The sequence below is a fragment of the Candidatus Endolissoclinum faulkneri L5 genome (assembly GCF_000510265.1).
Taxonomy (GTDB): Bacteria; Pseudomonadota; Alphaproteobacteria; order Thalassobaculales; family Thalassobaculaceae; genus Thalassobaculum; species Thalassobaculum faulkneri_A.
On sequence record NZ_CP006745.1, the window covers coordinates 822,386 to 847,254 of the forward strand.

The following is a 24,869-nucleotide window of genomic DNA, read 5'->3' on the forward strand; positions in this document are numbered from 1 at the left end:
TCAGCTGGCTTACCGAATATGACAGCATTGTCAAAACAAAATAGGAATTTCTATATAAATTAAGAAAAATATTTAAATCTTAAATGCATGCTGGAATAATTTAATTCTGTAAAACATATTGTCTCTGCACTATTAGTAGTAGATTACTAATGAACAATTACCAATCTAATGCTATTACGATAAATAGTTCTCAGAACCATCTCTGCCAACAAATGTATTGTTTTATTTTGTCTTGAAACAATACATTTGTTTCTTGCAGAAAAAAACTATCTGGTGCATTAGTAATTAAAAACAATTAAATATTAATCGTAATGATGGACATGGATTTTTGATGCTTAATTTTGCTAAAATGCCTGGCTATTTTTCGCAAATTTATAGCATTACAGCACGAATAAGTAGATTTGAATTTTATTTATTACAATTATTCATGTTCAGTTTTGGCAAGTGTTATTTTGCATACATTTCTAAACTTTATTCCTTACCAAAAAAAATCTTAATCCGGATTAAATTATAAAAACCTTCATTCAAATAATAGGGATCAAACCATATCATAAAAAACAAACTTTTATATTACGGTTTATCTTACGCGAAAAATATTTCATTCTAAGAGATGAGACTATGATAATGAACTTCTAGAGATGAAACAAGATTTCATATCAAATTTTTCGCTAAAACAAGCACTATCTAGTGTTTTTCATTCAAACATCTAAAATTTATTACTTCCTAACTCATAAGATTTTTTCTTAAAATTCGAACATAGCGCTAGAGAAAATCATGCTAAAACCGAAAACGATCTTTGTCACTGGGGGTGATGGGTTCATAGGGTCCGCAGTCATTCGGCTGTTAATCGCAGAAACGGATGCTCGAGTGATAAATTTAGACAAGCTGACCTACGCGGCTAGTGGCAGCGCTTTACGAGAGGTAGAATCCAGTAATCGTTATATCTTTGAACATGTTGATATTACAGACATTGAATCCTTAAAGCAAGCCTTTGATAATTACGATCCAGATGCAGTAATGCATTTAGCAGCGGAATCTCATGTAGACCGTTCTATTAGTATGCCTGAATCTTTTATTCAGACTAATGTAATTGGAACATTTCGTTTACTACAAGCAGCATACCGACATTTTTCAATTTTGAAAGAAGATAGAAAGAATAACTTTCGATTTCATCATATCTCCACTGATGAAGTATTCGGATCACTTGGAGTGGGTGGCATGTTCTCCGAGGAGAGCTGCTACAATCCAAGATCACCCTATTCCGCTTCCAAAGCATCGTCTGATCATTTAGTGCGAGCTTGGGGTACAACCTATGGTTTACCTATAGTGGTATCAAACTGCTCTAACAATTACGGGCAATTCCATTTTCCAGAGAAGCTTATACCGTTAATGATAATCAAAGGACTTCGTGGAGAATCAATGCCAATTTATGGAGACGGTAGCAACATTCGTGATTGGGTATTTGTAGAAGATCATGCTAGAGCTCTTTGGGTAGTTCTATCCAAGGGAATAGTGGGTAACAGCTATAATATTAGCGGCTATAATGAATTTTCTAATCTAGAGGTAGTTGAAAAGATCTGTGACTTGTTGGATTTATATGCACCTCCGCTTGCTTGTTGCAAGTCTAGACGTGAACTAATTACATTTGTTAGCAACCGTTTGGGCCACGATTTTCGCTACGCCGTTAATGCAAGCAAAATTAAACGCGATCTTGGCTGGAAACCACGCGAAACTTTTTCAACCGGAATCGAGAAAACAGTAAGGTGGTATATAAACAATGAAACTTGGTGGAGGCCATTATTAGATCGCAAAATACTAGGAATAAACCAGATTATAAATTGCTAGTGCTGATAAATCTATCTCTTTAAAAAGGTTTAAACATGCGAATTCTGATTACTGGAGCAGCTGGCCAGATTGGCGGAGCGCTAGTTGGTCTAAAAGACCAAAAAGTTTTTAAAGGGATTGAAATTGTTGGATTTAAGAAGGACAGTTTGGATATCACTCGAATCGAAATGATTGATAATGCGTTGAACATGATCCACCCCAACCTAATCGTTAATGCTGCTGCCTATACTTCGGTAGACACCGCCGAACAAGTGCCAGAGCAAGCTTTCCTAATTAACAGGGATGGACCTGCGTATTTAGCAGCCGCATGTGCTAAGCGACACATTTGGCTAGTTCATATCTCAACTAATTACGTTTTTAATGGTAAAGCAACTCAACCTTATTGCCCAAGCAATACAGTATCACCGTTAAGTGTATACGGAGCTTCCAAGGAGGCCGGTGAGAATGCGGTTCGCAATGCATTGGCTAACCACATAATTCTACGTACCGCATGGGTCTATGATGCTTACGGCGATAATTTTATGAATACCATGCTACGTATTGCTAAGGAAAGAACAGAGGTGCGTGTAATAGCAGACCAATACGGCACCCCAACCACAGCAATTGATGTAGCTTTTACTATCATGGCTATAGTTCACGCTCAAATAAACCATACTCATTTTGCACCTGGAACCTATCATTACACAAACGAAGGTAAAACCACATGGTACGGGTTTGCTCAGGCAATTTTTGATCGAGCGGAAAAATTTTGCTGGCGAAGACCAAAGATTCAGCCAATTACTACATTGGATTATCTGACACCAGCAAAACGTCCGCTTTATTCAGTGCTTAAAACTTCGCCGGAAATAGATGTTTTGCCAAACGTGCCTAATAGGAGCTGGCAGTTAGCTTTGGATGAAGTTTTTACTGAACGTATGGGCAATAAAGGAGACTTTTAAATGAAAGGAATTATTTTAGCTGGAGGATCAGGTACTAGGCTTTATCCTTTAACATTGGCGGCTAGTAAGCAGATTTTACCAGTTTATGATAAACCAATGATCTATTATCCATTAACTACTTTGATGTTAGCAGGTATACGCGAAATTATGCTGATTAGCAGACCACAAAACCAGAAAACATTTCAAAATCTGATTGGCGATGGAACTAAGTGGGGAATCGAAATTACTTACGCTACTCAATCAAAACAGAAAGGTTTAGCTGAAGCATTCATTATTGGACGTGAATTTGTATCTAATGATCCAGTTGCACTAGTACTCGGCGATAACATATTCTATGGTCATAGCTTGACTGCTACACTACAATGCGCACGTGAAGAAGCAGTAACAAACCCGGGTGCAACAATATTTACCTATTATGTCAACGATCCAAGAGACTACGGTGTTGTTGATTTTGACGCTAATGGTCAAGCCAAATCTCTCGTTGAGAAACCAACTAGCCCAATGTCTAACTGGGTTGTAACTGGATTGTATTTTTATGACAATAACGTGCTTGATATAGCAAGCATCATCAAGCCTTCGCCACGTGGAGAATTAGAAATTACTGACCTAAACAAAGTATATCTAAGTAATGGTACACTCAGAGTTAAACAAATGGGACGAGGATATGCTTGGCTTGATACAGGCACCCATAGCAGCCTGCTGCAGGCTTCAGAATTTGTACGTACAATAGAAGAACGCCAAGGACTTAAAATCGCCTGCGTCGAAGAAATAGCCTATCGCATGGGTTATATTGATATCGAGCAGGTTTTAAGACTAGCTGCACCTCTAGCACAATCGGGGTATGGCAAATATCTGCAAGAAATAGTTTCTACAGAGCAATTCAGTGGCTAATTTTAGGATTATCATAAAATATAAGAACTAATTGAACAGACAATCTATTATAGATATAATTATCTAACAATATATTGTACTGTACAAATTGAACAAATATATTATCATTTTAGCTAGATACTTACTTTATTTTTCGTCAGATAGCCATTCAACATTTTGCAGTAATATACAAAAAAAAATAATAAAATACTTTCCGTCGGAATGTTCATAAAGCAAAGAAAGTAATGCACATAAAAGCTATGCAAAAAATTTTTTTAGAGTATAATATCTGTTATTCTTCAATATGAAACTCTTTATCGTTATGATAATACCATGAAGTACAAAATACTTATCTTCAGAATTATTATTTATTTAACTTCAAATAAAAAAAACTCCACAACAACAATGAATAATATAACTAGCTAATCATTTTGATTCTAAAATATACCGGAAATCTTTTTGATTAAATTTAATCTAAAAATTAATAATTTAAGAGTCCTAAAGTCAAGTACTAAGAAATTAATCAGAACATTACTCACTCTCTAATAGTAAAATTAAGCAACCGAGAAACGATTTTTATTTTAAAACTATCGCTGTATCATATGCCCTAAATTAATTTTTAATCGAATATTAATAAAAAATTAATTTATTTCTAGTTTATAGAATAATAACAATCAGCTCGTCTGATAAACAGGAGTTCGTGAATGAGCAATGATAACGTTATTAAGCATAAGCTTGCCCATCCACTTCTCATTCCCGATATAAAAGTCCAAGCAAGAGATGTTTTTAACATGGATATAGACTTAGAATTGCCAGCATTTAGCAAGCCTAGCGAATATGTACCAATTAAAAACGACTCTTACATGTTTAATTATGATACTACTCTAGCAATTCTAGCTGGCTTTGCACGTAACCGAAGAGTCATGATCCAAGGCTATCACGGTACAGGCAAGTCAACCCATATTGAACAAGTAGCTTCGCGTCTTAACTGGCCGTGTATGCGAGTTAACTTAGACAGCCATGTCAGTCGTATAGACTTAATTGGTAAATACGCTATAGTTCTACGTGACGGTAAGCAAGTGACAGAGTTTCAAGATGGTATTCTTCCTTGGGCTTTAAATAATCCCGTAGCTTTAGTGTTTGACGAATATGATGCCGGCCGTGCCGACGTTATGTTTGTTATTCAACGTATATTAGAGATTAATGGTCGTATGACTCTACTTGATACTAATGAGGTAATTATTCCTAATCCTTATTTTCGTTTATTTTCAACTACTAATACTATCGGATTTGGTGATACTACGGGATTATATCATGGCACTCAGCAAATTAATCAGGGTCAAATGGATAGGTGGAATATAGTAGCTACTCTTAACTATCTACCAAACGATGCGGAAATTAGCATCGTTCTTGCCAATAATCCAAGTTATGCTAGCGCAAAGGGTAAAAGTTTAATATCTAAAATGGTAGCATGCGCTGATCTGACTCGTGCCGGCTTTCTCGCAGGAGATATATCCACGGTTATGTCCCCACGTACAGTCATCACTTGGGCGGAAAACACCGATATCTTTGGTGGTGATATTAATCTTGCTTTTCGCTTGACCTTTCTTAATAAATGTGAAGCAATTGAGCGAACAATCGTAGCGGAATACTATCAGCGCTGCTTCAACGATGAGCTAACCGAGCTTGGCGTTGAATTTCCTAATTGACAGCAGATAACGATGAATGTGAAAAAAAGCAGCATTCATTCAAATAATCAAGCACTTGAAGACATCAAAACTTCAATAGCAGCTTGCTTGCGAGCAATGTCCGCTAAGATTAACCTTACGGTTATCTACGGCGTACAACCTGCGCTGATTTCTAGCAGCAGTGCTTATTTACCTTTACCAACAAAGCAATTGAATTCAGATGCTCTTGCACATCTACGCGGAGAAGCTGATTCAATTGCTTTGCGTCTAAAGCATCATAATAAGGAAATTCATGCACGCTATGTACCTAAAAGACAAATAGAGCGTAAAATTTTTGAGGCAATGGAGCAAGCAAGAAGTGATGCAATTGGTGCACTTCGCATGGTTGGAGTGGCTCATAATCTATCCATCAAGCTTAATAATAACTTCAAGTCTAAGGATGGTCTAGATAGAGCTAAAAAAAAAGCATTATCCTTAGTAGATGTAATGTACCTTATGGCATGGGAATCGATTACTGGTGAATTACCTCCAAAATGCGTTCAAGAATTAATCGATATATGGCGCCCCTGGGTATACAATAAAGTTGGAAACAATTTAAAAAAACTAATTCTTAACATAGAAAATCAAAATGTTTTTGCCCAGTTGGTTTGTCAAATAATCACAGATCTTGACCTGGAGCCTGATATCTGTAAAGAAAAAACAATCGATGAATATCCAACTACTACCAGCAGCGAATATTGCAATCGGAGTAGCAAAAGCTATGATATAACAAATATTCAAGCACAAACCGCTGATAGTAACATCATAAAGTATATAGAGATTACTAGCCATCCTACTGGATATGATGAAATCAAAAAAGAAGAGAATATTAAGTTGCTCCCAGCAGCAAGCTATTCAGCCAGTTATAGCAAACTGAATAAAGCTCACATAGCAAAACATAAAAAACACTATAGCATTTACACCACAGCATATGATCAAGTAGTGCAAGCAAAAAATCTGTCTACCACTGAAGAGTTGACAAACTTGCGCGTAAGACTTGATCAACAGGTCAACCATTTGCAAAGATTTATCGGTAAGCTAGCTAATCGTCTTCAACGTTATTTGATGGCTCAGCAAAGTTGTTCCTGGGAAGTTGATTTGGATAATGGCATACTAGATACAAGTCGATTATCCAGAGTGATTGCATCTCCACTGTATCCACAATCTTACAAGAATGAAAAAAAAACAAGCTTTCGGGATACTGTCATCATTTTATTAATAGATAATTCGGGATCTATGCGTGGTAGGCCCATTACCATCTCAGCGATTACTGCCGATATACTAACTCGCACGCTAGAGCGATGCTACGTAAAAGTGGAAATTCTAGGCTTCACAACTATAGATTGGAATGGCGGATCGGCACGCAAACGCTGGATAGCCTCAGGCAGTCCTCAACAACCTGGTAGACTTAATGATCTACGACATATTATTTACAAGTCAGCTAACTTGCCTTGGCGACTATCTCGTAAATCCCTTGGGCTGATGCTCCGTGAAGATATATTGAAAGAGAACATCGACGGAGAGGCGTTGATATGGGCATATAATCGTATTATTAGTCGTCCAGAAGAGCGACGTATTCTTATAGTAATCTCCGACGGCACACCAGTGGATGATAGTACTTCATCGGTAAATCCCCCCAATTACTTGGAGGAGCACTTGCGTAAAATCATCAAATATATCGAGTCAAGCTCCTTCGTAGAGCTTGTAGCTATCGGAATTGGTTATGATGTTACACAATATTACCGATGTGCGACTACTATCGTCGATGCCGAGCAGCTTGGGGATGCAATCATGAAACATCTGATACTACTATTTAATCAAAACAATAAAGCTTATCGTTTAATGGATAGTATGCGAAAGAAATAATCGATCTTAGATTTGATTGCTTTTCTTAGCAAGAAGAATTTTACGCTTATTATGCTTATTAAAGACTTTGACAAATATTTATTATCGAGTATTTTTTATTAAACACTAATGCCCGTAAGCCACCAGTGAAGGCATTTGCAGCTCAAAAAATGCTTTAAAAAAACTTTAAATTAATCAACTATTATAATTTTACGCAAACTAGCCGCTATTTATCTAAAATTTAAGTGCTAAAGGATTGTAAGCACAATTCCAATACTCGATAAACTAAAATAGATTTTTGATCTCTATTATTCTAATAAATAATTATATATCAAAACAAAAATAATAAGTTGCTTATTATTATGGAGCATATTGTAAGCTGATATCTAATCTGAAGAATGCTATGAAGCGATAACTTAGTAAAATCACGTTTGCTTTAGTAAAGTCACGTTTGCTCCCATCTATAAAATATAGAATATAACTAGGTTGTTGTAAAAGGTAGTATATGCTTTTTATTTTTTGATAAAATAATCATGAACCTTATGAGCGATACGAAAATAATCCTTTTGCGAGTATTGTTACAATATTTTTGTGAATATCTTTATTAAATAATAGGTTACCTGAATTGATTGCTGATTATTTATAAATACGTAAAATTTTATGTATTGTTACTTTAAGCTTTCCGATTGATTAACAATCTTCTTAAGGTAACCAACGCCAATAGTTATTAGACTCTTTATTAAACCAAAATTTAAGTTAAGAATAGCTTTTTATTAGTTACTTGCAATAATAATTATATTATTTTAACGCTAAGCTAATATTTTTAGTTTTTAAGAATATTAACCCATTCATTCCTATTAACACTCTGTTTAATAAAAAATAGCTCAAAAACCAAATCGATAAATCCTTGTTATAATTAGATAAACTTTTCGCTTATTAATCATATTTTAAAACAATAAAAAAATATTTTATTTAATCCACAGTCAAATCACAAACAAAAACTTTCCTCCAATCTGAAATTAACTAATTAATATCTAAAAACGCTAATAAAATACCAAAACATAACATACTTTCAATTATTTTAAAGCAATTAATGAGAAAGTTTTTTTTTCTTAGTAACTACAAGATTCAATATTACATCAAGGACTACTTAGTAACGCACTTTTAATTATAAAAATTTTTAGAAAGCAAATGCTCAATTTTATATATAAACAATTAATAACTAGCTACTTTAGATTAAAAGTGCTATAGTAATATGCTAAGAAAATATTTTTTATTTATGGCTTACAAAAATTATTCTTTTAATGTTATTCTAAACATTCATTAGGCGAACGCAGCATCATAGAAACAGCATGAATACGATTGTCCAACTCTTCTGCAATAACATTATGGACCATCCGATAACGCTGTACTTTACTTACTTTATCAAAAGTACGCGATGTAATAATTATACGAAAATGAGTTTCTGATCCTGAACAGTTACCTAAATGACCAATGTGCATATAGGACTCATCTATGATTTCCATCACAGACGGAGTAAAAGCGTTTTGAAGCTTAATTCGCATAGTGTTAGCTATAGTCATCTGCAGAATCCTTTCTGCTAATTTAATAAAGTTGCTAGCAGCATTCATTATTTAATTTTTGTTTATTTAAAATATGATAGCCTTCATTATTTTAATTTTTATCTGTTGAATTTAATTTTATGCTGTAATAATATTCTTTATTAGAAGATGATAATGCGAAGTATCTACGATGATTATAGTAATATTATTCAAGTAATATTATTCTCAGAGAATGGCTTTATAGAAGCTTTCTTTGCTTGATCATTTGCTCTATGCTTGCTAACGATAAAATACCCAAGTTATCTACACAGCTATTCCATTAAATATAAAGAAAATAAATTAATTCTTATTTATTAGATTTCTTAGGATCTTAATTTATAATAAAATTAAGGCCAAAAAATATTCCTAAGATACTTAATAGATGACTAAACTTTACACAGAAAAGATGTATATCTAGTACCAGGCTATCGTTTAAACAAGAAGCTATTAACCCATTAGATATTTTTAGGTTTATGGTTGATAATTTAACCTATAAAATGCTTATTACTGAGCAGTCAATGATCATAAAAACAGCCTTTAAATACGCATTTTCGTCGAGTAAGGAAAAATTAGGATAATACTTAACACGTTTACATAAAAAAATTCAAAGATAAATGATAAGGTTTGTTCAGTGAGGCATATACTTAGCAATAATCATTGCTGCAGATTAGCTCATTTATAGCAACTTATATTAAATAATTTTAATAAAGCAGAATTACTCAAATAACCGCTTTATTGAGATATTATGCATATAAGTATTTCTTCCAAAGTTACTATAATTTTAAGCCTGAAGTATACTGCACAATCGTTAATTATTTAATTGATCACCGATCATAGATATATAAATTAGTATACATTCATCTAGCTAAGATGCAATGGAGTTTTCTTATCGTAAGATACAATCTTATCAATAAAGTATTTTAAATATTCATTTATGGTTATTCCTTAGTTAAACAATTATAAGCTAGTCTTATATAAACTAGCATATTTTGCTAAAGCAAAAACTAATTAAGACTTTGAATTAAAACAAAACTAAATAAATTTACAATATCATTTTTCCAGTCTAAAAATACTCCATTAGCTACTTGAGTTAAAAAAATAGATTAATGATTCTACTTACGGCTAAATATAAATTACTTTAAAAAGCATTAACTAATGGATTAGTCAATAACTTCTTCCTTAGTAGTAATGTTATAATTTTTAATAGTGAACAAAAAACAATTTCTATAAGCATCAAACAAGTCAACACAATTGTCTTTTCAAGAAAACTTTTTGAATCATTCAGAAATTTTATAGATTAAAATTATCAACAAAAATTTTTAAGATTAAGTTTAATTGTATTCATATTTAATTCATAAATGATTTTTTATTATCGATAAATAAAAGATCAGCGAATTTTAAATATTTTGATTACTTCTAATAAAGCTAATTATTATCTTGCTTTATACGAAAAGATACACATAAAATATGTGCTAGACAACTGAAACAATCTTTACAAAGCATAATACTAAAATTTAAAATAACCAAAACCAAATAAATTGACCATTATTAACGAGCTGTTCACGTAATAGTTGCTGTTTAATACATATCTAAATTATTCAAAACATAATAATATTAATATTATAATTCATTAATGTTTTTTTCATAAAATTTCTATACGCTATATAATTATGACTATGTATCTATAGATACACTTTCATTAGTATTCTGCTCAACATTCTTGTTGCACAGCAACAAAAACTCATAACTATTTTAAGGAACTTTCGTGCAAACAATTTTTATAACTGGAGCCAACCGAGGCATTGGACTTGAGCTTGCAAAACAATATGCTGCTGACAACTGGCGTGTTATCGCAACCTGTCGTAATCCTGCTACCGCCGATAGTCTTCGAATTGTGAAGGGAGACGTTGTAATTTACTCACTAGATGTAAATGACGTTACTGAAATTGATTTATTGGTTGATGAGCTAAAGAAGCAGCCAATTGACGTGCTATTCAACAATGCTGGGGTAAATATAAACAAAGTAACTTCGATCGGGGACATAGATTATGATGCTTGGCGTAGAACTATGGAAACTAATGTTTTTGCGCCAATTCGCCTAGCTTGGAAGTTTAAAAAGAACGTATTAAGCAGCTCTCATAAGGTGATGGCCTTCACTAGCTCATTAATGGGGTCTATTGAACTTAACCGTGGAGGAAATGCAGTTTATAGGTCATCGAAGACAGCTCTAAATATGGCAGCAAACTGTTTAGCAAAGGAGTTGGCTCGCCATGGAATAATTACAGCTATTTTACATCCTGGCCATGTCCAAACCGACATGGGAGGTAAGAACGCGCCAGTCACAGTGACTGATAGTGTGATAGGAATGCGTAATATTATTGCCAACTTAACGCCCGAAGACAACTCATGCTTCATGAACTACGACGCTAAACGGTATCCTTGGTAAGGTTGACAAATTTACAAATGAAACTATTGAGAATCACTTAATCATGTATTATGAGATAACCTAGAGTCGTAACTAAATCTTGGCTTTTACTTTTTGTTGATTAATTGTATACTATTATATAAAATAATAGTATACAATTAATCAGATAATAATATAACAATTATAAAACGCTTTAGAATTACTAGTGGTAGAATTTAATAGTTCAATATTGAATAGGACTATCGAAATTTGTTAGACGATAGTTTTTTTTGATAAATGAGGCTAGCGACGGAACAAAATATAAACAACGTATGGCAATTAACAGGAGTATTTTTATTATGAGAGTCTATTCTACAAATCAATTAGATTAAGCTTCCAGTACAAATGATCGTAGGCTGCTTAATTCAAGTCTAATAAAAGTTTGTTTAAACAAACCAGCTATAGGCAAGTCAACCAAAAAAAATAAATGATTATAAACCATAATTTTATGCCTAGATCATTAAAATTAGAGTTAAATTGTTCGCAAATGGTTGTTTGCGCCTAACTGAATAAATTTGATAGATATTTTAATCACTCGCTTAATGATAGACCTTGTTTATTTTAAGCTAAGGTTTTTTTGCTTGAAGCTTCACAATATTTAGTATAAAATAACCATTACCATTTATTTAAGATAACTCGTATTATACAGATTATAGAATCTATATAATACGAGTTATAGAATCTATATAATATGAAATTATGTTTAGATCAACACAGTAAATTAATATACAGTTAATGAATTCTTATTTGTTGTCAAATTAACTCTATCAAAAACCACAATCATCCCTAATTTATATTTCATGAGTAATTTATTATAGTAATAGTTTCATTCATTCTTTTTTTTGCAACTATTAATAATTTCTTAAGGAAATTTCCTGCTTTAGAAAATACAACATTGTTTAAGTTAAAAAAAAACTAAATGATACAAATCAAAATCATTTTTCAGAGTAATAGCTTTAGTATACATACGTTTTAGATTGATTGAGTAAAAGTAAATAAGGAATCACAATCAAGCTTAGAGATACTCAAACAGAATTCCTTGTAATAATATAGATGTATGAGTCATGCCAAAAACATCTTAAATTAATTACAATAACTAATCCATAAATTAATTAGTTAAGCGATATAAGCAAAATCAGCTTAACTATACAGTCTTAGTAATACTAATCAGAAGAACTCTCTAACAAAAATAAACAAACAATACTTTTAATTATTTTAGATAATACTCTGGTTTAAACACAAAGTAAGAAGCAGTACAAAAATGATCAGATGATGAATCAATTCATTAACGTAAATGCTGTATCCCTATCAAATAAGGGTTTAGCTAGGATGCCGCGTTACGGTTGTTATAAAAGAAGAGTAAAAAAGCTAAAAATTGCAGTGTCTATACAAATGCTGCTATTGCTGCATTTAGTAGCTGCTCGATGTCATAAAATATTAAACAAAAACATGCCAACAATTTTAGCATCTTGTGATGATGCAATCAAATATCCTTTATATAAAGATGAATTAGCGATAAAATTTGAATGTATAAGACGTTGAAATCAATAATAACTAGCAGGAATTTAACATAGACAGAGCTACTAACTATTAGTAGCTGATTTATTAAATCTATCGCTCAAAGACAAATTATTTTTCGCTAAAGTAGCCATTAAAATTGCTCCACTACTTATAACAATACAATGCACGGGGTGTGCTCATTGTTTGGTCAATAACAGTAATTCTAAGTGAAATTGCTTTGAAATGAGAAGAAGAAAAGCATTTTAGCATAAGTTATACGGGTTTGTATACATGTTATTGCAGCTATAATTCGCAATACAATAAACTAATTACATCAAAAATTCATCCTAGCCACCTCAATCAAGAATAGAATATTGTATGCAAATACAGTTTTAGCAATACTAAATAAAAATAGCTTATATTTGTTTTATTAGCTCATTGCCTTCTGCAGATTATCATTCAACTGAGTAATAAACTCCTGTGTTTCCAGCCAAGGCTGATTCGGACCAATCAGCGTAGCTAAATCCCTAGTCATCAAACCACTTTCTACAGTTTCCATACAAACCTTCTCTAAGGTATTAGCAAAATTAGCAACTTCAGGAGTATCGTCAAATTTAGCTCTAAAGTACAAACCACGGGTCCAGGCAAATATTGAAGCGATAGAATTAGTTGAAGTAAGATAACCTTGCTGGTACTGGCGATAATGACGAGTTATCGTACCGTGAGCAGCCTCAGTTTGAACAACTTTTCCATCTGACGTCATCAGTACTGAGGTCATCAAACCAAGCGACCCAAACCCCTGAGCTACTGCGTCAGACTGCACATCACCATCATAGTTTTTGCATGCCCAAACAAATTTTCCAGAGGATCTCAACACCCATGCAACCATGTCATCAATTAATCGATGTTCGTAGAAGATATCTTTAGAGTCAAAATCGGATTTAAACTCACATTCAAAAATTTCTTTAAATAGATCTTTAAAGCGACTATCATAGTTTTGAAGAATAGTATTTTTGGTAGATAAATATAGTGGCCAACCAAGGTCAGAAGCGTAATTGAAGCAAGCCCGCGCAAATTCGCGAATTGAATCATCTATGTTATACATGGCCAAGGCAATGCCGCTGGTTGGAAAATCGCAAACATCCCTAATGATAGGATCGCCATTTTCGGGTTGAAAAATAAGCGTCAGTTTGCCGGGGCCGTCAACTAAAAAATCGGTAGCGCTATACTGATCAGCGAAAGCGTGACGTGCTATAACAATTGGCTTGGACCAACCGGTCACAATACGAGGAATATTATTAAAAATAATCGGATGGCGAAACACCGTACCACCTAAAGTGTTACGTATTGTGGCATTCGGTGAACGCCATATTTTTTTCAGATGAAATTCATCTGCTCTATCGTAATTAGGAGTAATTGTTGCACACTTTACACCGACTCCATACTCTTTAATAGCATCAGCAGAAGCAATAGTAATCTGGTCTTTCGTTTTGTCACGAACCATAATGCCAAGATCATAATATTTTATGTCAACGCATAGATATGGTAAAATTAATTTCTCTTTGATCATTTGCCAAATGATCCTTGCCATCTCATCGCCATCAAGTTCTACTATTGGCCTGGCTACTTTAATTTTATCCATTTGTAAATCCCTTAATTATTTTTATAGCCCCTATACCTCAACAAACTAAGGCAGCATAACTTTAAATTTGAAAATATGTAGACTTAACTTTTTATTATAATTATTTTTCTTGAGCTGGCCAATTACTAATCACCTCAAATACTTCACTTGTTGTACTGACTGTTTTGTAGAGATCCCGATTTTTTTCTGGGGTAAAACCAGAAGCTATAGTATGATCAATCAGTGAAAACAATGGCTTCCAAAATCCATTAATATCAAGCATAACCAATGGCTTATCCAATAATTTAAGTTGTAACCATACTAGCACCTCAATAGTTTCATCTATAGTGCCTAGGCCGCCCGGTAGTACTACAAAAGCATCCGCAAGATCGTACATGAGACTTTTACGTTCATGAATGCTATCAGTCACCAATAACTCATCCTGTCTTACATGGCTAACTTCCGCATTCTGCAAGACTTTTGTGATGACGCCAATTACTTGACCACCAGCCGACAAAGTAGCATGTGCTGCTAGCCCCATCAGACCAACTGGGGTGCCTCCATAGATCAGCGTACCGCCACGTGTGCCAATTACCCAACCTATTTCACTCGCTGCTTTCTTATAAATCTTATCAACATTCGAAGATGATCCACAAAAGAGACAAATAGCCTGAGATAAATTACTCATACAAAATCTTTCACGGTGATTAACCAGACAAGGTCATATTCCAGAAGTGTATGATTAGGTAATACACATCAATTATAACTTTGACCTAAGTTAAGTAAACAACAAGTTGAAAATTTTAGCGCTAGCAAGGTATCGCATAACAATAAAAGAAATAATGCTTATAGCTCTCGCAAAGCATCGTTAGTGATAATTTTTATATATACAAAAACTGCTGAAAGCTAACAGATTAAAGTTAGCAAATTAGCTTATTATAATAAGATCTTATTACTATGGTTGTAGATAATCTTGGCTAGATATATTGCATGGTCGATTAGCGAAATGCTAGTAATTAAAGACTATTGACTTTGATTGATAGATAGTAAGTAAGAAAGCTAATATAATCTTTTAAAAATTCTTTTAGAAAATCTCAGTGCGTCGCAAGTAATTGTTAGCTTTTGCTAGCACTTGGCCAAACTTATTGCATGAATTTCTAGTATATTGGATAAACAAGAATTCCGATATTGGCCTTTCTATTTAAAATATATATTAAGATTATGGTGTAATATCATTGATAAATTATCGTTTTTAGTAAAAATTTCAAAAATAATAAGTAATTTTTACATCTTTAGTCTTAAAGTTAATTATGCAAAAGTTTAAATCAACTATAGATTCATTAGATATCCTGCATTAGACAATAAAAAATCTTTAAGGCGATGACTTTAAGATAACTTTAAGATATAAGTCCCTAATTAGACAATGGTCTTTGAATATCTAAAGCGCTATAAACAATACGATAAATTTTACAATTTATTCTATCGTAATTTTTTTGTAGAGCCCAATAATCATAATGATCCAATCCTTCATTAAGGATTAATGGCAATACTAATTGCTCTCATAACAGCAATATTTGTATTCACAAACTGACATTACGTAGCTAAAAATTTATCATCTATACAACCTCTCGTTAGCAGATTATTCTATAGCAATGGCAAACCGTAGATAAAGTTTATCATGCTAAACTTAATTATAGCACCGATCGCTCGAGAAGGATTGCCATTTATAGCAATTTTTGCTCTAGCAACAATTATTTTATCCATAATAACTAATTGGCTATTTTTACCTAGTTTAATATTGACAATGGGATGCGTGTACTTTTTCCGTGACCCAGATAGGATAACGCCGGTGCGTCATGGTCTAATTATCAGTCCCGCTGACGGTGTCGTTATTTCAATTAGCCAAGCCTCATGGCCAGAGGAACTTGGCCTTAATCCAGGGAAAGTGCAGCGGATCTGCATTTTCATGAATGTTTTCGACGTTCACGTAAATCGCATCCCTGTTGATTGCCGAATCGTTAAACTCACTTATATTCCTGGTAAATTTATTAATGCTTCGCTTGACAAAACGAGCAAGCAAAATGAACGACAACTTATAACAATGGAAACTCAAAACGGCCAGCTAATTGCTTTAGCACAAATCGCTGGACTATTGGCTCGTCGCATACGATGCAAAGTTAGCGAAGGCCAAACCATGCTGGCAGGCGAACGTTTTGGCATGATATGCTTTGGCAGCCGAGTGGACATTTACCTACCTCCTGATGTTGCACCGTTAATAGCACTTGGCCAGCGTTGTATCGCTGGTGAAACAGTGATCGCTGATCTTGATAGCACGGAGGCGCTACGGGAAGGGGCGATGCGATGAATCGCTTACGCCAACACCATAGTCAGCGCTTTAGTGTTTTGTCCTTCAATAAACTATTGCCAAACATCATCACGGTAATGGCGTTATGTTTTGGCCTATCTTGTTTACGTTTCGCTTTTGTCGAACGTTGGAAGTTTGCAGTTGGGATGATATTGTTGGCGGCAGTCTTTGACGCGCTCGACGGTCGCATGGCTCGTTTATTGCACGCGCAATCTAAATTCGGGGCAGAGCTAGACTCCTTATCTGATTTTTTATGCTTCGGCGTAGTTCCTGGCGTGTTAATTTTTTTGTGGTCTATGGTAAAGCTACAGAATATTGGGTGGATGGTAGTATTGTTTTTTGCTATCTGTTGCGTATTACGATTAGCCCGTTTTAACGTGCGTCCGGAAAATAACGAACCTACACTTGTTCATAATTATGTTATCGGAGTTCCAGCTCCAGCTGGAGCTGGTCTAGCATTGCTGCCGCTAATACTTGATTTTCAGTTCTATCTCGGTCTTAAAGATACTCCAATATTTGTAGCGATTTGGCTCACGGCTGTCGGATTACTGATGGTCAGTCGCATCCCAACTTATTCCTTCAAGCAAATAAAATTACCTCAGCGCTGGATGCTCCCAGTCTTAGTATTTTCTGGATTAGTTACAGCTACATTAGTTAGTGTACCATGGTTCGCGCTGGGTGTATTGTTAATCTTTTATCTCTCTACCATACCAGTTTCTCTAAACACCTACCGCAGACTACTGGCTGCCGCTGAAGAGATTTCTGAACAACTGCAGCAAGATTCAAATAGCTCCAAAGAAGCGATAGATTTCAAAGTTAATCACTCGAATATTATAGATTAACTATATTATAGATTAACTTAATATACATTCTATATGATGTGTTATTATTTATTAAATAAGTTAACTAAACTACTTCTTAAATATACCAAAGGAAACTGATCCACCAAAGCACAATATTAAGTATTCTAGTTGACATTGTGCCGCTTATTAGAGAAACTCTATTTTTTCTTAATGTTTATAGATCATAGTCTTATAGCGAAGAAGCAATGAAACATTATTTAAGAAGAAGCAATGAAACATTATTTAAGAAGAAGCAATGAAACATTATTTAATATTAACTTAAACTTATCATAATCTTAAGCTTACATACATCCATAATAATCGTCTTGATTAATGCTAACGCATGACTCAGACATATATGAGGATACAGGTTATTCAACAAACAATTTCAAATTTAATACAAGTTTACGCATCTAATACAAGTTTATATCTTAACTACAAAACACCGCAATATAGCAATCAAGTTTGCTATTATCATGTTTACTCATGCAGTGTATTAAGCGTATTAAGCAAATCAACCATTCATGGTTGTGAATGTTAAGCACTACCCAAACCTATTATTCTTCTCTCCGAGAAAGGCTAAACTAGCAAAAATTTAAGATTAGTAATTTAGATAGTTTATTTTAAAAAACACTTAATTTTTAGGTGTTAATCAGTTAAGTTCAGGTGTTAATCAGTTTTTTTAAATAAACTTTAATTAGATTAATAAATACTTTGAGTTATAGATTAAGTAGCTAGAATACTTTTACACAAATTACCAACACATTAAATAGAGCAATAAATAAATGCTTAACAGCACTATAATACTTTGTTATTTTTTGTTATATTAAAAAATGATTTTTCATAGAAAATGAAGTTGTAATTTTAACGATATTCTGTTATACTGTAATGTATTCATGCGGTAAATGTTTATAGAGAATGAGGTATTTTTAATTTTTAGAAAAGGACAGGTATTGCAAATAAAGATAGTGCATACTATAGCCATCTTGGTGATATTTACCAATAGTATGGTTATTCCGCAATCAATCGGATCGTATGCTAAAGAAAACAATAAGCTATCTATATCGTGTGGTGCCGTCGGAATAGAGCTTAAACTTTGCAATGCTGCTGTGGAAATATGGTCAAAAAATAATGGTGTAAAAGTTGAGATTATACCTACCCCAAATTCCTCCGCTGAGCGCATGGCTATGTATCAACAGATCCTAGCTAATCAAAGCAACGATATCGATATCATGCAGGTTGATGTAGTATGGCCAAGATTGCTTTCTGCACACACGATAGATCTGCATGAATACGATCCCGATGCTGGCAAGGGACATTTCAGAGAGATTATTCAGAATAACACCGTAGATGATAAGCTCCTTGCTCTTCCTTGGTGGACGGAATTAGGTCTTCTTTACTACCGTAAGGACCTGTTAAAAAAGTACCATTTTAGTCTACCGTCGACATGGGAAGAGATGAGAACTACTGCCAAAGCAATAATGGAAAAGGAGCGAGCGGCAGGTAACCGTAATATTTGGGGGTACGTTTGGCAAGGAAGAAATTATGAAGGCCTAACATGCAACGCACTTGAGTGGCTCGTAAGCTATGGAGGCGGTACTATTGTTGATAACGATGGCAAGAGTACAATTAATAATCAGCAGGCTGTGAAAGCTTTACAAATGGCCGCTTCTTGGATAGGTGATATCACTCCAAAGGGTGTACTAAATTACGATGAAGAAGAATCACGCGGCGTGTTTCAGTCTGGCAATGCTGTCTTTATGCGTAACTGGTCTTATGCCTGGGCTTTGCTGCAAAGCAAGGATAGCCCGGTTAGGGATAAAGTTGGAGTGGTAGTTCTACCCAAAGGTGGCGCTAACGGTAATCATACAAGTACACTTGGCGGATGGAATCTATCAGTCTCTAAATATTCTAAGAATCCTAGACTTGCAGTAGATCTAGTTAAATTTTTAACTAATCCAGCGCAGCAAAAGCTGCGTGCTATGTACGCATACAACCCAACTTATCCGCAACTGTATGAAGATACAGAGTTGCTGGAAATTAATCCATTTTTTTCTATTATAAAACAAGCTTTATCTAAAGCAGTTTTTCGTCCCTCAGCAAGGGTCGATGAATATTACAACCGGTTGTCTTATCAATTTTGGTCTGCTATTCACAATATTCTCTCTGGAGAGAAAGATCCCGGTTTTGCTTTATTGCGCCTTGAGAATAGCTTAAATCATATCAAACGACATCACGGTCGACTATGATAGCCAAAAATAACTGAAACAAAGCAATGGAGAAGAGGTTAAAATCTGAGGACAAAAAATTATCCTATCAAAAAAGAAAAGGTTACTGTGCTTGGCTGTTGCTGTTACCTATGTTGGTAGGATTGCTAATAGTGGCTGTTTGGCCACTGTCTTATACTTTTTTTTATGCTTTTACTGACGCCTCTTTATCTACCCTAAGTAACTATACTTTTATAGGTTTTGATAATTTTTGGGTTAATGATAAAGGATACTGGTACGGATTAGTCGCCGACCCACTTTGGTGGCATTCAGTTTGGAATACTATAGTATTTGCAATAGGATCGGTAGCTATAGAAATATTATTGGGGACGATAATTGCATTAGTAATGCACACAAAGTTTATCGGATGCTCCTTGTTTCGTGCAGCTATGTTAATCCCTTGGACGATCCCGACTGTAGTATCGGCAAAGATATGGACCTGGATGCTCCATGATCAATACGGCTTGATAAACTATCTCTTGATAAAATTACGACTAATTGCTAATCCAATTGCTTGGCTTGCTGATCATAATTTTACAATGCTAACAGTAATTCTTGTGGATTCATGGAAAACCTCTCCATTCGTCGCTATGCTAATATTGGCAGGACTACAAATGTTGCCTAATGATTGCTACGAGGCTGCTAAGGTTGACGGGATCCATCCAATAAAGGTTTTTTTTGGTATAACTTTGCCTTTAATTCGACCGGCTTTAACTGTAGCAGTGCTTTTCCGATTACTTGAAGCTTTGCGAGTATTTGACGTAGTTTACATTATGACGGGTAACGCAGAATCAACCATGACTATGTCGGTATACGCCCGCCAAAATCTTGTGGATTTTCAAGATCTGGGTTATGGCTCGGCGGCCTCAACTATGTTATTCATAGTGATTTTCTTCATAATCGTACTTTGCTTAGCAATGATGCGTGCAGACGTGATGAAAGAAGTTCGCTAGATGACAACCTACAATAATTCACTAACTATAAAAATTGGATTATTTGCGATAGTTAGCATGTTACTATTGATATTTTTGTTCCCGTTTTATTATGCTTTAATAACTTCTTTTAAATCTGGTTCATCTATTTTTGAGGTAAGCTTTTTCCCAAAGGAGCTTTCTTTAGACAATTATATTGCCATATTCGATGAACAACCTTTCGGAAGAAACTTTTTGAATTCACTAACTATATCGATTGCGGCAGGGGTAATATCATTATTATTTGGCATGATAGCTGCCATGCCACTTGGCAGATTTCGCTTTAATGGCCAACGCCTCATTCTTCTAACTGTTCTTATCGTATCTATGTTTCCGCAGGTTGCTGTTTTGTCAGGTATGTTTAGGCTAATACGTGCACTTGAGCTATTCAACAACCCGATGGGATTAGTTTTATGTTATTTAATCTTTACTTTGCCATTTACAGTGTGGGTTTTGACCAGCTTTATACGCAATCTACCTGTCGAGGTTGAAGAAGCAGCTATAATGGATGGAGCAAACCCATGGGTCTTACTAACCAAGATTTTTTTTCCGATGATGTGGCCAGCAATAATTACCACGGGCCTTCTAGTCTTTGTGGTCGCATGGAACGAGTTTTTGTTTGCAATGACATTCACTCTAAGCAGCCATCAGCGTACCATACCTGTAGCAATAGCGCTAATTAATGGTGGTAGCCAGTTTGAGGTTCCATGGGGAAGAATCATGGCTGCTTCTGTGACAGTCAGTGTACCAATGATTGCCCTGGTATTGATCTTTCAGCGTCAAATCGTCTCTGGGCTAACTGCTGGTGCTGTAAAAGGATAAGGAGTATGAATGGCTGACGTTACCATGCGTGATCTGCATAAGAACTTCGGTGATACCGAAGTGATTAATGGAATTGACTTAAGTATTAAAGATGGCACTTTCTGCGTTTTAGTTGGACCATCCGGTTGTGGAAAATCTACTCTATTGCGAATGATTGCTGGATTAGAAGATATAGATGCTGGTGAATTATCGATTGGAGGACAGGTTATGAATAACATTGATCCATCTAAGAGAGGTGTATCCATGGTATTTCAAAGCTACGCACTCTATCCGCATATGACAGTATATCAAAACATGAGCTTCGGGCTAAAGTTAGCAAAAACTGCCTCAGAAACTATAGAAAATCGAGTACGCAATGCGGCTGAAATTCTACAGCTTACAGATTTGCTTGACCGTAAACCTAAAGAGCTTTCTGGTGGACAAAGACAGCGCGTGGCTATAGGTAGGGCTATCGTGCGTAATCCTAAGGCGTTTTTGTTTGATGAACCGCTTTCTAATCTTGATGCTGCTTTACGTGTACAAATGCGCTTAGAAATTAGTCGTCTACATCGTCGCCTTGGTACTACAATGATCCACGTAACTCACGATCAGGTAGAGGCAATGACTCTTGCTGATCAGATTGTAGTGCTAAATCAAGGTATAATTGAACAGACTGGGAGTCCACGAGATCTTTATGACCGACCTGCAAATGTCTTCGTGGCAAGTTTTCTTGGTTCACCTGCAATGAATTTGCTGAAAGCTAGAGTTGATGGTGGATCGGTCGTTTTGGATGGAACTAATAGCAGAATTGATAGTGTTGACGGTACTGACCGAGTTAACGGTCCAGTAACTCTCGGCTTTCGACCCGAGCATGTGGAACTAAGCGAAGATGGAATTCCATTCGAAGTCGAGTTTGTGGAAGACCTAGGTGACGCTTGTGTGTTACACGGAGTGCTAGCTGGTGGTCCGCAAGCAACAGTACGTGTACCTGCGGAGGCGGTTCCTCTGTCGCAAGAAGACCGAATACTTAATGTAATTCCAATTGATGGGCGATGCCATTTATTCGATAGACAAAGTGGACGTCGGTGTTAGTTGTTGTTTTGGTGAATCAATGACGAGGTAATTGTATATCATTATGATAATGTAAGTATTAAATTTTCTATTTAAAAATAATTTTCATTCTCAATTTTAACTTTTATTATTGTCGATTAATATAAATTATCTCGCGCTAATACATTTTACTATTAGTAATATGTAGAAATTATTAATAATTAAAATGTATCAGTTATTACCTGATGACTGACGCATTTATTACTCTAGTTATTCTACCAGCATTCTACATAGCAGAAAACTTAATAAGTTTTAAATAAAAAACTTATATTTTCAAGTACTAGTTTTGTAATTGTTATTAGTTAAGTAAAGAAGAAAGTATTACTTTATTATTTTCTCTATACAATAAAACTAAAAATTATTCTCCAGCCGAATAGAGATAATCTATAAATTATCTGATTTAAGACTAAGTACAGGATTATTGCTACACAATTTATCATAAATATCCGCAGTAATACTACTTACTATAAAAATTTTTTTTACTTACTGAATTTACAAGCTACTCATGACAATAGTAGCTTTCTATAGTTAGCCCCCTGCTTATTAGCAATTTGCTCTGTGTTATCTAGAAAGAAGACTAATTTTAAATCCTTTTGGATAATCTAATAAGAACTATTTCTGTTATGTATTGAGTAAAAAAAATATTGCATTAAGTATATAATATTTGTTACTCTCTTCGGAGACCTATTTTATATGCTATTTAAAATTAAAATAATTACCCTAGGAATTATACAATATCGATAATTTCTCTTTATGCTCGATGTATCGAAGGCTTTAGCAAAAATGACGTTGCGGATGATATGGCCTTGCTCGATACTTTTGAGCTCCAGCAAGCGTCTCGTCGAATATTTGAAGCTGGACGTATCGAATATATTGTTGCCCATGCTATGGTGCGTAGTGTACTAGCAAATGAACTAGGTGTAGATCCTAGGGATTTTCGATTTGTAAGAGGTAGATACGGTAAGCCTACTGCTTTGCTTGGTGGGACAAAAGCTGCAATTTCTTTTAATCTATCGCACACCAAAGGAATGGTAGTAGTGGGTATAGCACCCAAGAACATAGATTTAGGTGTTGATGTAGAGAATAAACTACGTAAGATTGATTTATCAATAGCTAATCATTATTTTGCACCATCTGAGCTAGCCTGGATAATGGCTCAATCTGCATCAGATCAAGCAAGTGCCTTTATGGCTTTATGGACTTTAAAGGAAGCTTTTATAAAGGCTACAGGAAAGGGATTATCGCAAAAACTAAATCAATTTTGGTTTACGGATCCCTTCATTACCCCAATCCGAATTAATTTCGGAGCGACTATGCGAGAGAGTAGTTGTCTTTGGGGTTTTGAGCAGCGAATATTGTTAAACAAATATTACATTTCAATAGGTTGGCACGGTTTAGGGCATGTCAATTGGATTGAAATAGCATAATAAAAAATAAAATCTAATAAATTAATTTGTTGTGCTGGCAGTAGACAAATAAACTAAAAGCAAATGGAATACTGATGTTAACATAGTAGCTTAAAAAATAAAAACATAGATATATGTTTGTTACAAATTATATTGTCATTATGAACTAACATTAGATAACTTCTAAGAAGTAGAAGAATCTTACGTTATTATGGTAACTATTTTACCTTAACTTATGATTTTTTGTTAGTAATCAGATCACTTGTATTAAAATACATAATTTTGTGATATGTTTGCAATTTATATTGTAAAATGCTAAGTGAAATATATAGTTAATGTATTTCTATTCATTGAATGAAATTTCATTTATTATGATAACAACAACGATCTAAGAGTCATGTCAAACAGAATTTTGTAGAATAAGTGCTATTTTACTTCTAATTAAAACTTATTAAATATAATACCGATATCATCGTTCATTGATATTATGAATATCATCTTTTGATAAAGTCTAGAAACTTAAAAATTATTTAGTAACAACTGACAGTAGTAGAATAATTTTTAATAAAAAAGTTTTTTATCTTATGTTTTTCTGCGGCAAGATAACTTTTATTGGCATAATAACAAATGATCCTATGAAAATTATTATTCCTACAATCACCTTCAGCCACAATATTACTCAATTAATTTATCTTT

16 protein-coding genes are annotated in these 24,869 nt (G+C 34.4%); 13 read left to right on the plus strand and 3 right to left on the minus strand.

Annotation, left to right across the window (positions count from 1 at the left end; all coding sequences use genetic code 11):
- The first annotated feature begins 774 nt into the window (after positions 1-774).
- The 5 genes from rfbB (at position 775) to P856_RS02470 (ending at position 7,246) form a co-directional block, all read left to right on the plus strand.
- Positions 775-1,845, plus strand: coding sequence for a dTDP-glucose 4,6-dehydratase (gene rfbB / locus P856_RS02450; RefSeq protein ID WP_025300590.1), 1,071 nt, complete (start codon positions 775-777; stop codon positions 1,843-1,845).
- A gap of 35 nt (positions 1,846-1,880) precedes the next feature.
- Positions 1,881-2,783 (plus strand): dTDP-4-dehydrorhamnose reductase, encoded by a 903-nt coding sequence (gene rfbD / locus P856_RS02455; protein WP_025300591.1) that lies wholly within the window; start codon positions 1,881-1,883, stop codon positions 2,781-2,783.
- Positions 2,784-3,674 carry a glucose-1-phosphate thymidylyltransferase RfbA gene (rfbA, locus tag P856_RS02460; protein WP_025300592.1) on the plus strand — a complete coding sequence of 297 codons (891 nt, stop codon included), beginning with the start codon at positions 2,784-2,786 and terminating at the stop codon, positions 3,672-3,674.
- A gap of 683 nt (positions 3,675-4,357) precedes the next feature.
- Complete coding sequence (locus P856_RS02465) at positions 4,358-5,362, plus strand: AAA family ATPase (protein WP_025300593.1); 1,005 nt, start codon at positions 4,358-4,360, stop codon at positions 5,360-5,362.
- A 12-nt stretch (positions 5,363-5,374) separates the two neighbouring features.
- Positions 5,375-7,246, plus strand: coding sequence for a cobaltochelatase CobT-related protein (locus P856_RS02470; RefSeq protein WP_025300594.1), 1,872 nt, complete (start codon positions 5,375-5,377; stop codon positions 7,244-7,246).
- Between the two features lie 1,286 nt (positions 7,247-8,532).
- On the opposite strand, the gene P856_RS02475 is transcribed toward P856_RS02470, so the two are convergent.
- The gene (locus P856_RS02475; RefSeq protein WP_025300595.1) at positions 8,533-8,808 is read right to left on the minus strand and encodes a BolA family protein; all 276 of its coding nucleotides are present in this window, start codon (positions 8,806-8,808) and stop codon (positions 8,533-8,535) included.
- A 1,783-nt stretch (positions 8,809-10,591) separates the two neighbouring features.
- Between P856_RS02475 and P856_RS02480 the strand changes: the two genes are divergently transcribed.
- Positions 10,592-11,272: an SDR family oxidoreductase gene (locus tag P856_RS02480; protein WP_025300596.1), complete on the plus strand. Its 681-nt coding sequence runs from the start codon at positions 10,592-10,594 to the stop codon at positions 11,270-11,272.
- A 1,948-nt stretch (positions 11,273-13,220) separates the two neighbouring features.
- Here P856_RS02480 and P856_RS02490 read toward each other — a convergent pair.
- Complete coding sequence (locus tag P856_RS02490; protein WP_025300598.1) at positions 13,221-14,432, minus strand: NADP-dependent isocitrate dehydrogenase; 1,212 nt, start codon at positions 14,430-14,432, stop codon at positions 13,221-13,223.
- Between the two features lie 100 nt (positions 14,433-14,532).
- Positions 14,533-15,099: an LOG family protein gene (locus P856_RS02495; protein ID WP_025300599.1), complete on the minus strand. Its 567-nt coding sequence runs from the start codon at positions 15,097-15,099 to the stop codon at positions 14,533-14,535.
- Between the two features lie 990 nt (positions 15,100-16,089).
- Here P856_RS02495 and P856_RS02500 point away from each other — a divergent pair.
- From P856_RS02500 to P856_RS02530, 7 genes are all read left to right on the plus strand, one after another.
- Positions 16,090-16,776, plus strand: coding sequence for a phosphatidylserine decarboxylase (locus tag P856_RS02500; RefSeq protein ID WP_025300600.1), 687 nt, complete (start codon positions 16,090-16,092; stop codon positions 16,774-16,776).
- Positions 16,773-17,618 carry a CDP-alcohol phosphatidyltransferase family protein gene (locus P856_RS02505; RefSeq protein WP_025300601.1) on the plus strand — a complete coding sequence of 282 codons (846 nt, stop codon included), beginning with the start codon at positions 16,773-16,775 and terminating at the stop codon, positions 17,616-17,618. Before P856_RS02500 ends, P856_RS02505 begins: the two co-directional genes overlap by 4 nt.
- Before the next feature lie 953 nt (positions 17,619-18,571).
- Positions 18,572-19,867 (plus strand): ABC transporter substrate-binding protein, encoded by a 1,296-nt coding sequence (locus tag P856_RS02510; RefSeq protein WP_144079725.1) that lies wholly within the window; start codon positions 18,572-18,574, stop codon positions 19,865-19,867.
- Between the two features lie 26 nt (positions 19,868-19,893).
- Entirely contained in the window at positions 19,894-20,838 is a 945-nt protein-coding gene (locus tag P856_RS02515) for a carbohydrate ABC transporter permease (protein WP_025300603.1), read from the plus strand.
- A complete protein-coding gene (locus P856_RS02520) occupies positions 20,839-21,678 on the plus strand; it encodes a carbohydrate ABC transporter permease (RefSeq protein WP_025300604.1) in 840 nt (279 codons plus the stop codon). It begins immediately after the preceding gene.
- 9 nt (positions 21,679-21,687) lie between these two features.
- Positions 21,688-22,749: an ABC transporter ATP-binding protein gene (locus P856_RS02525; protein ID WP_025300605.1), complete on the plus strand. Its 1,062-nt coding sequence runs from the start codon at positions 21,688-21,690 to the stop codon at positions 22,747-22,749.
- Between the two features lie 824 nt (positions 22,750-23,573).
- The gene (locus P856_RS02530; protein ID WP_158380574.1) at positions 23,574-24,194 is read left to right on the plus strand and encodes a 4'-phosphopantetheinyl transferase family protein; all 621 of its coding nucleotides are present in this window, start codon (positions 23,574-23,576) and stop codon (positions 24,192-24,194) included.
- Positions 24,195-24,869 lie beyond the last annotated feature (675 nt).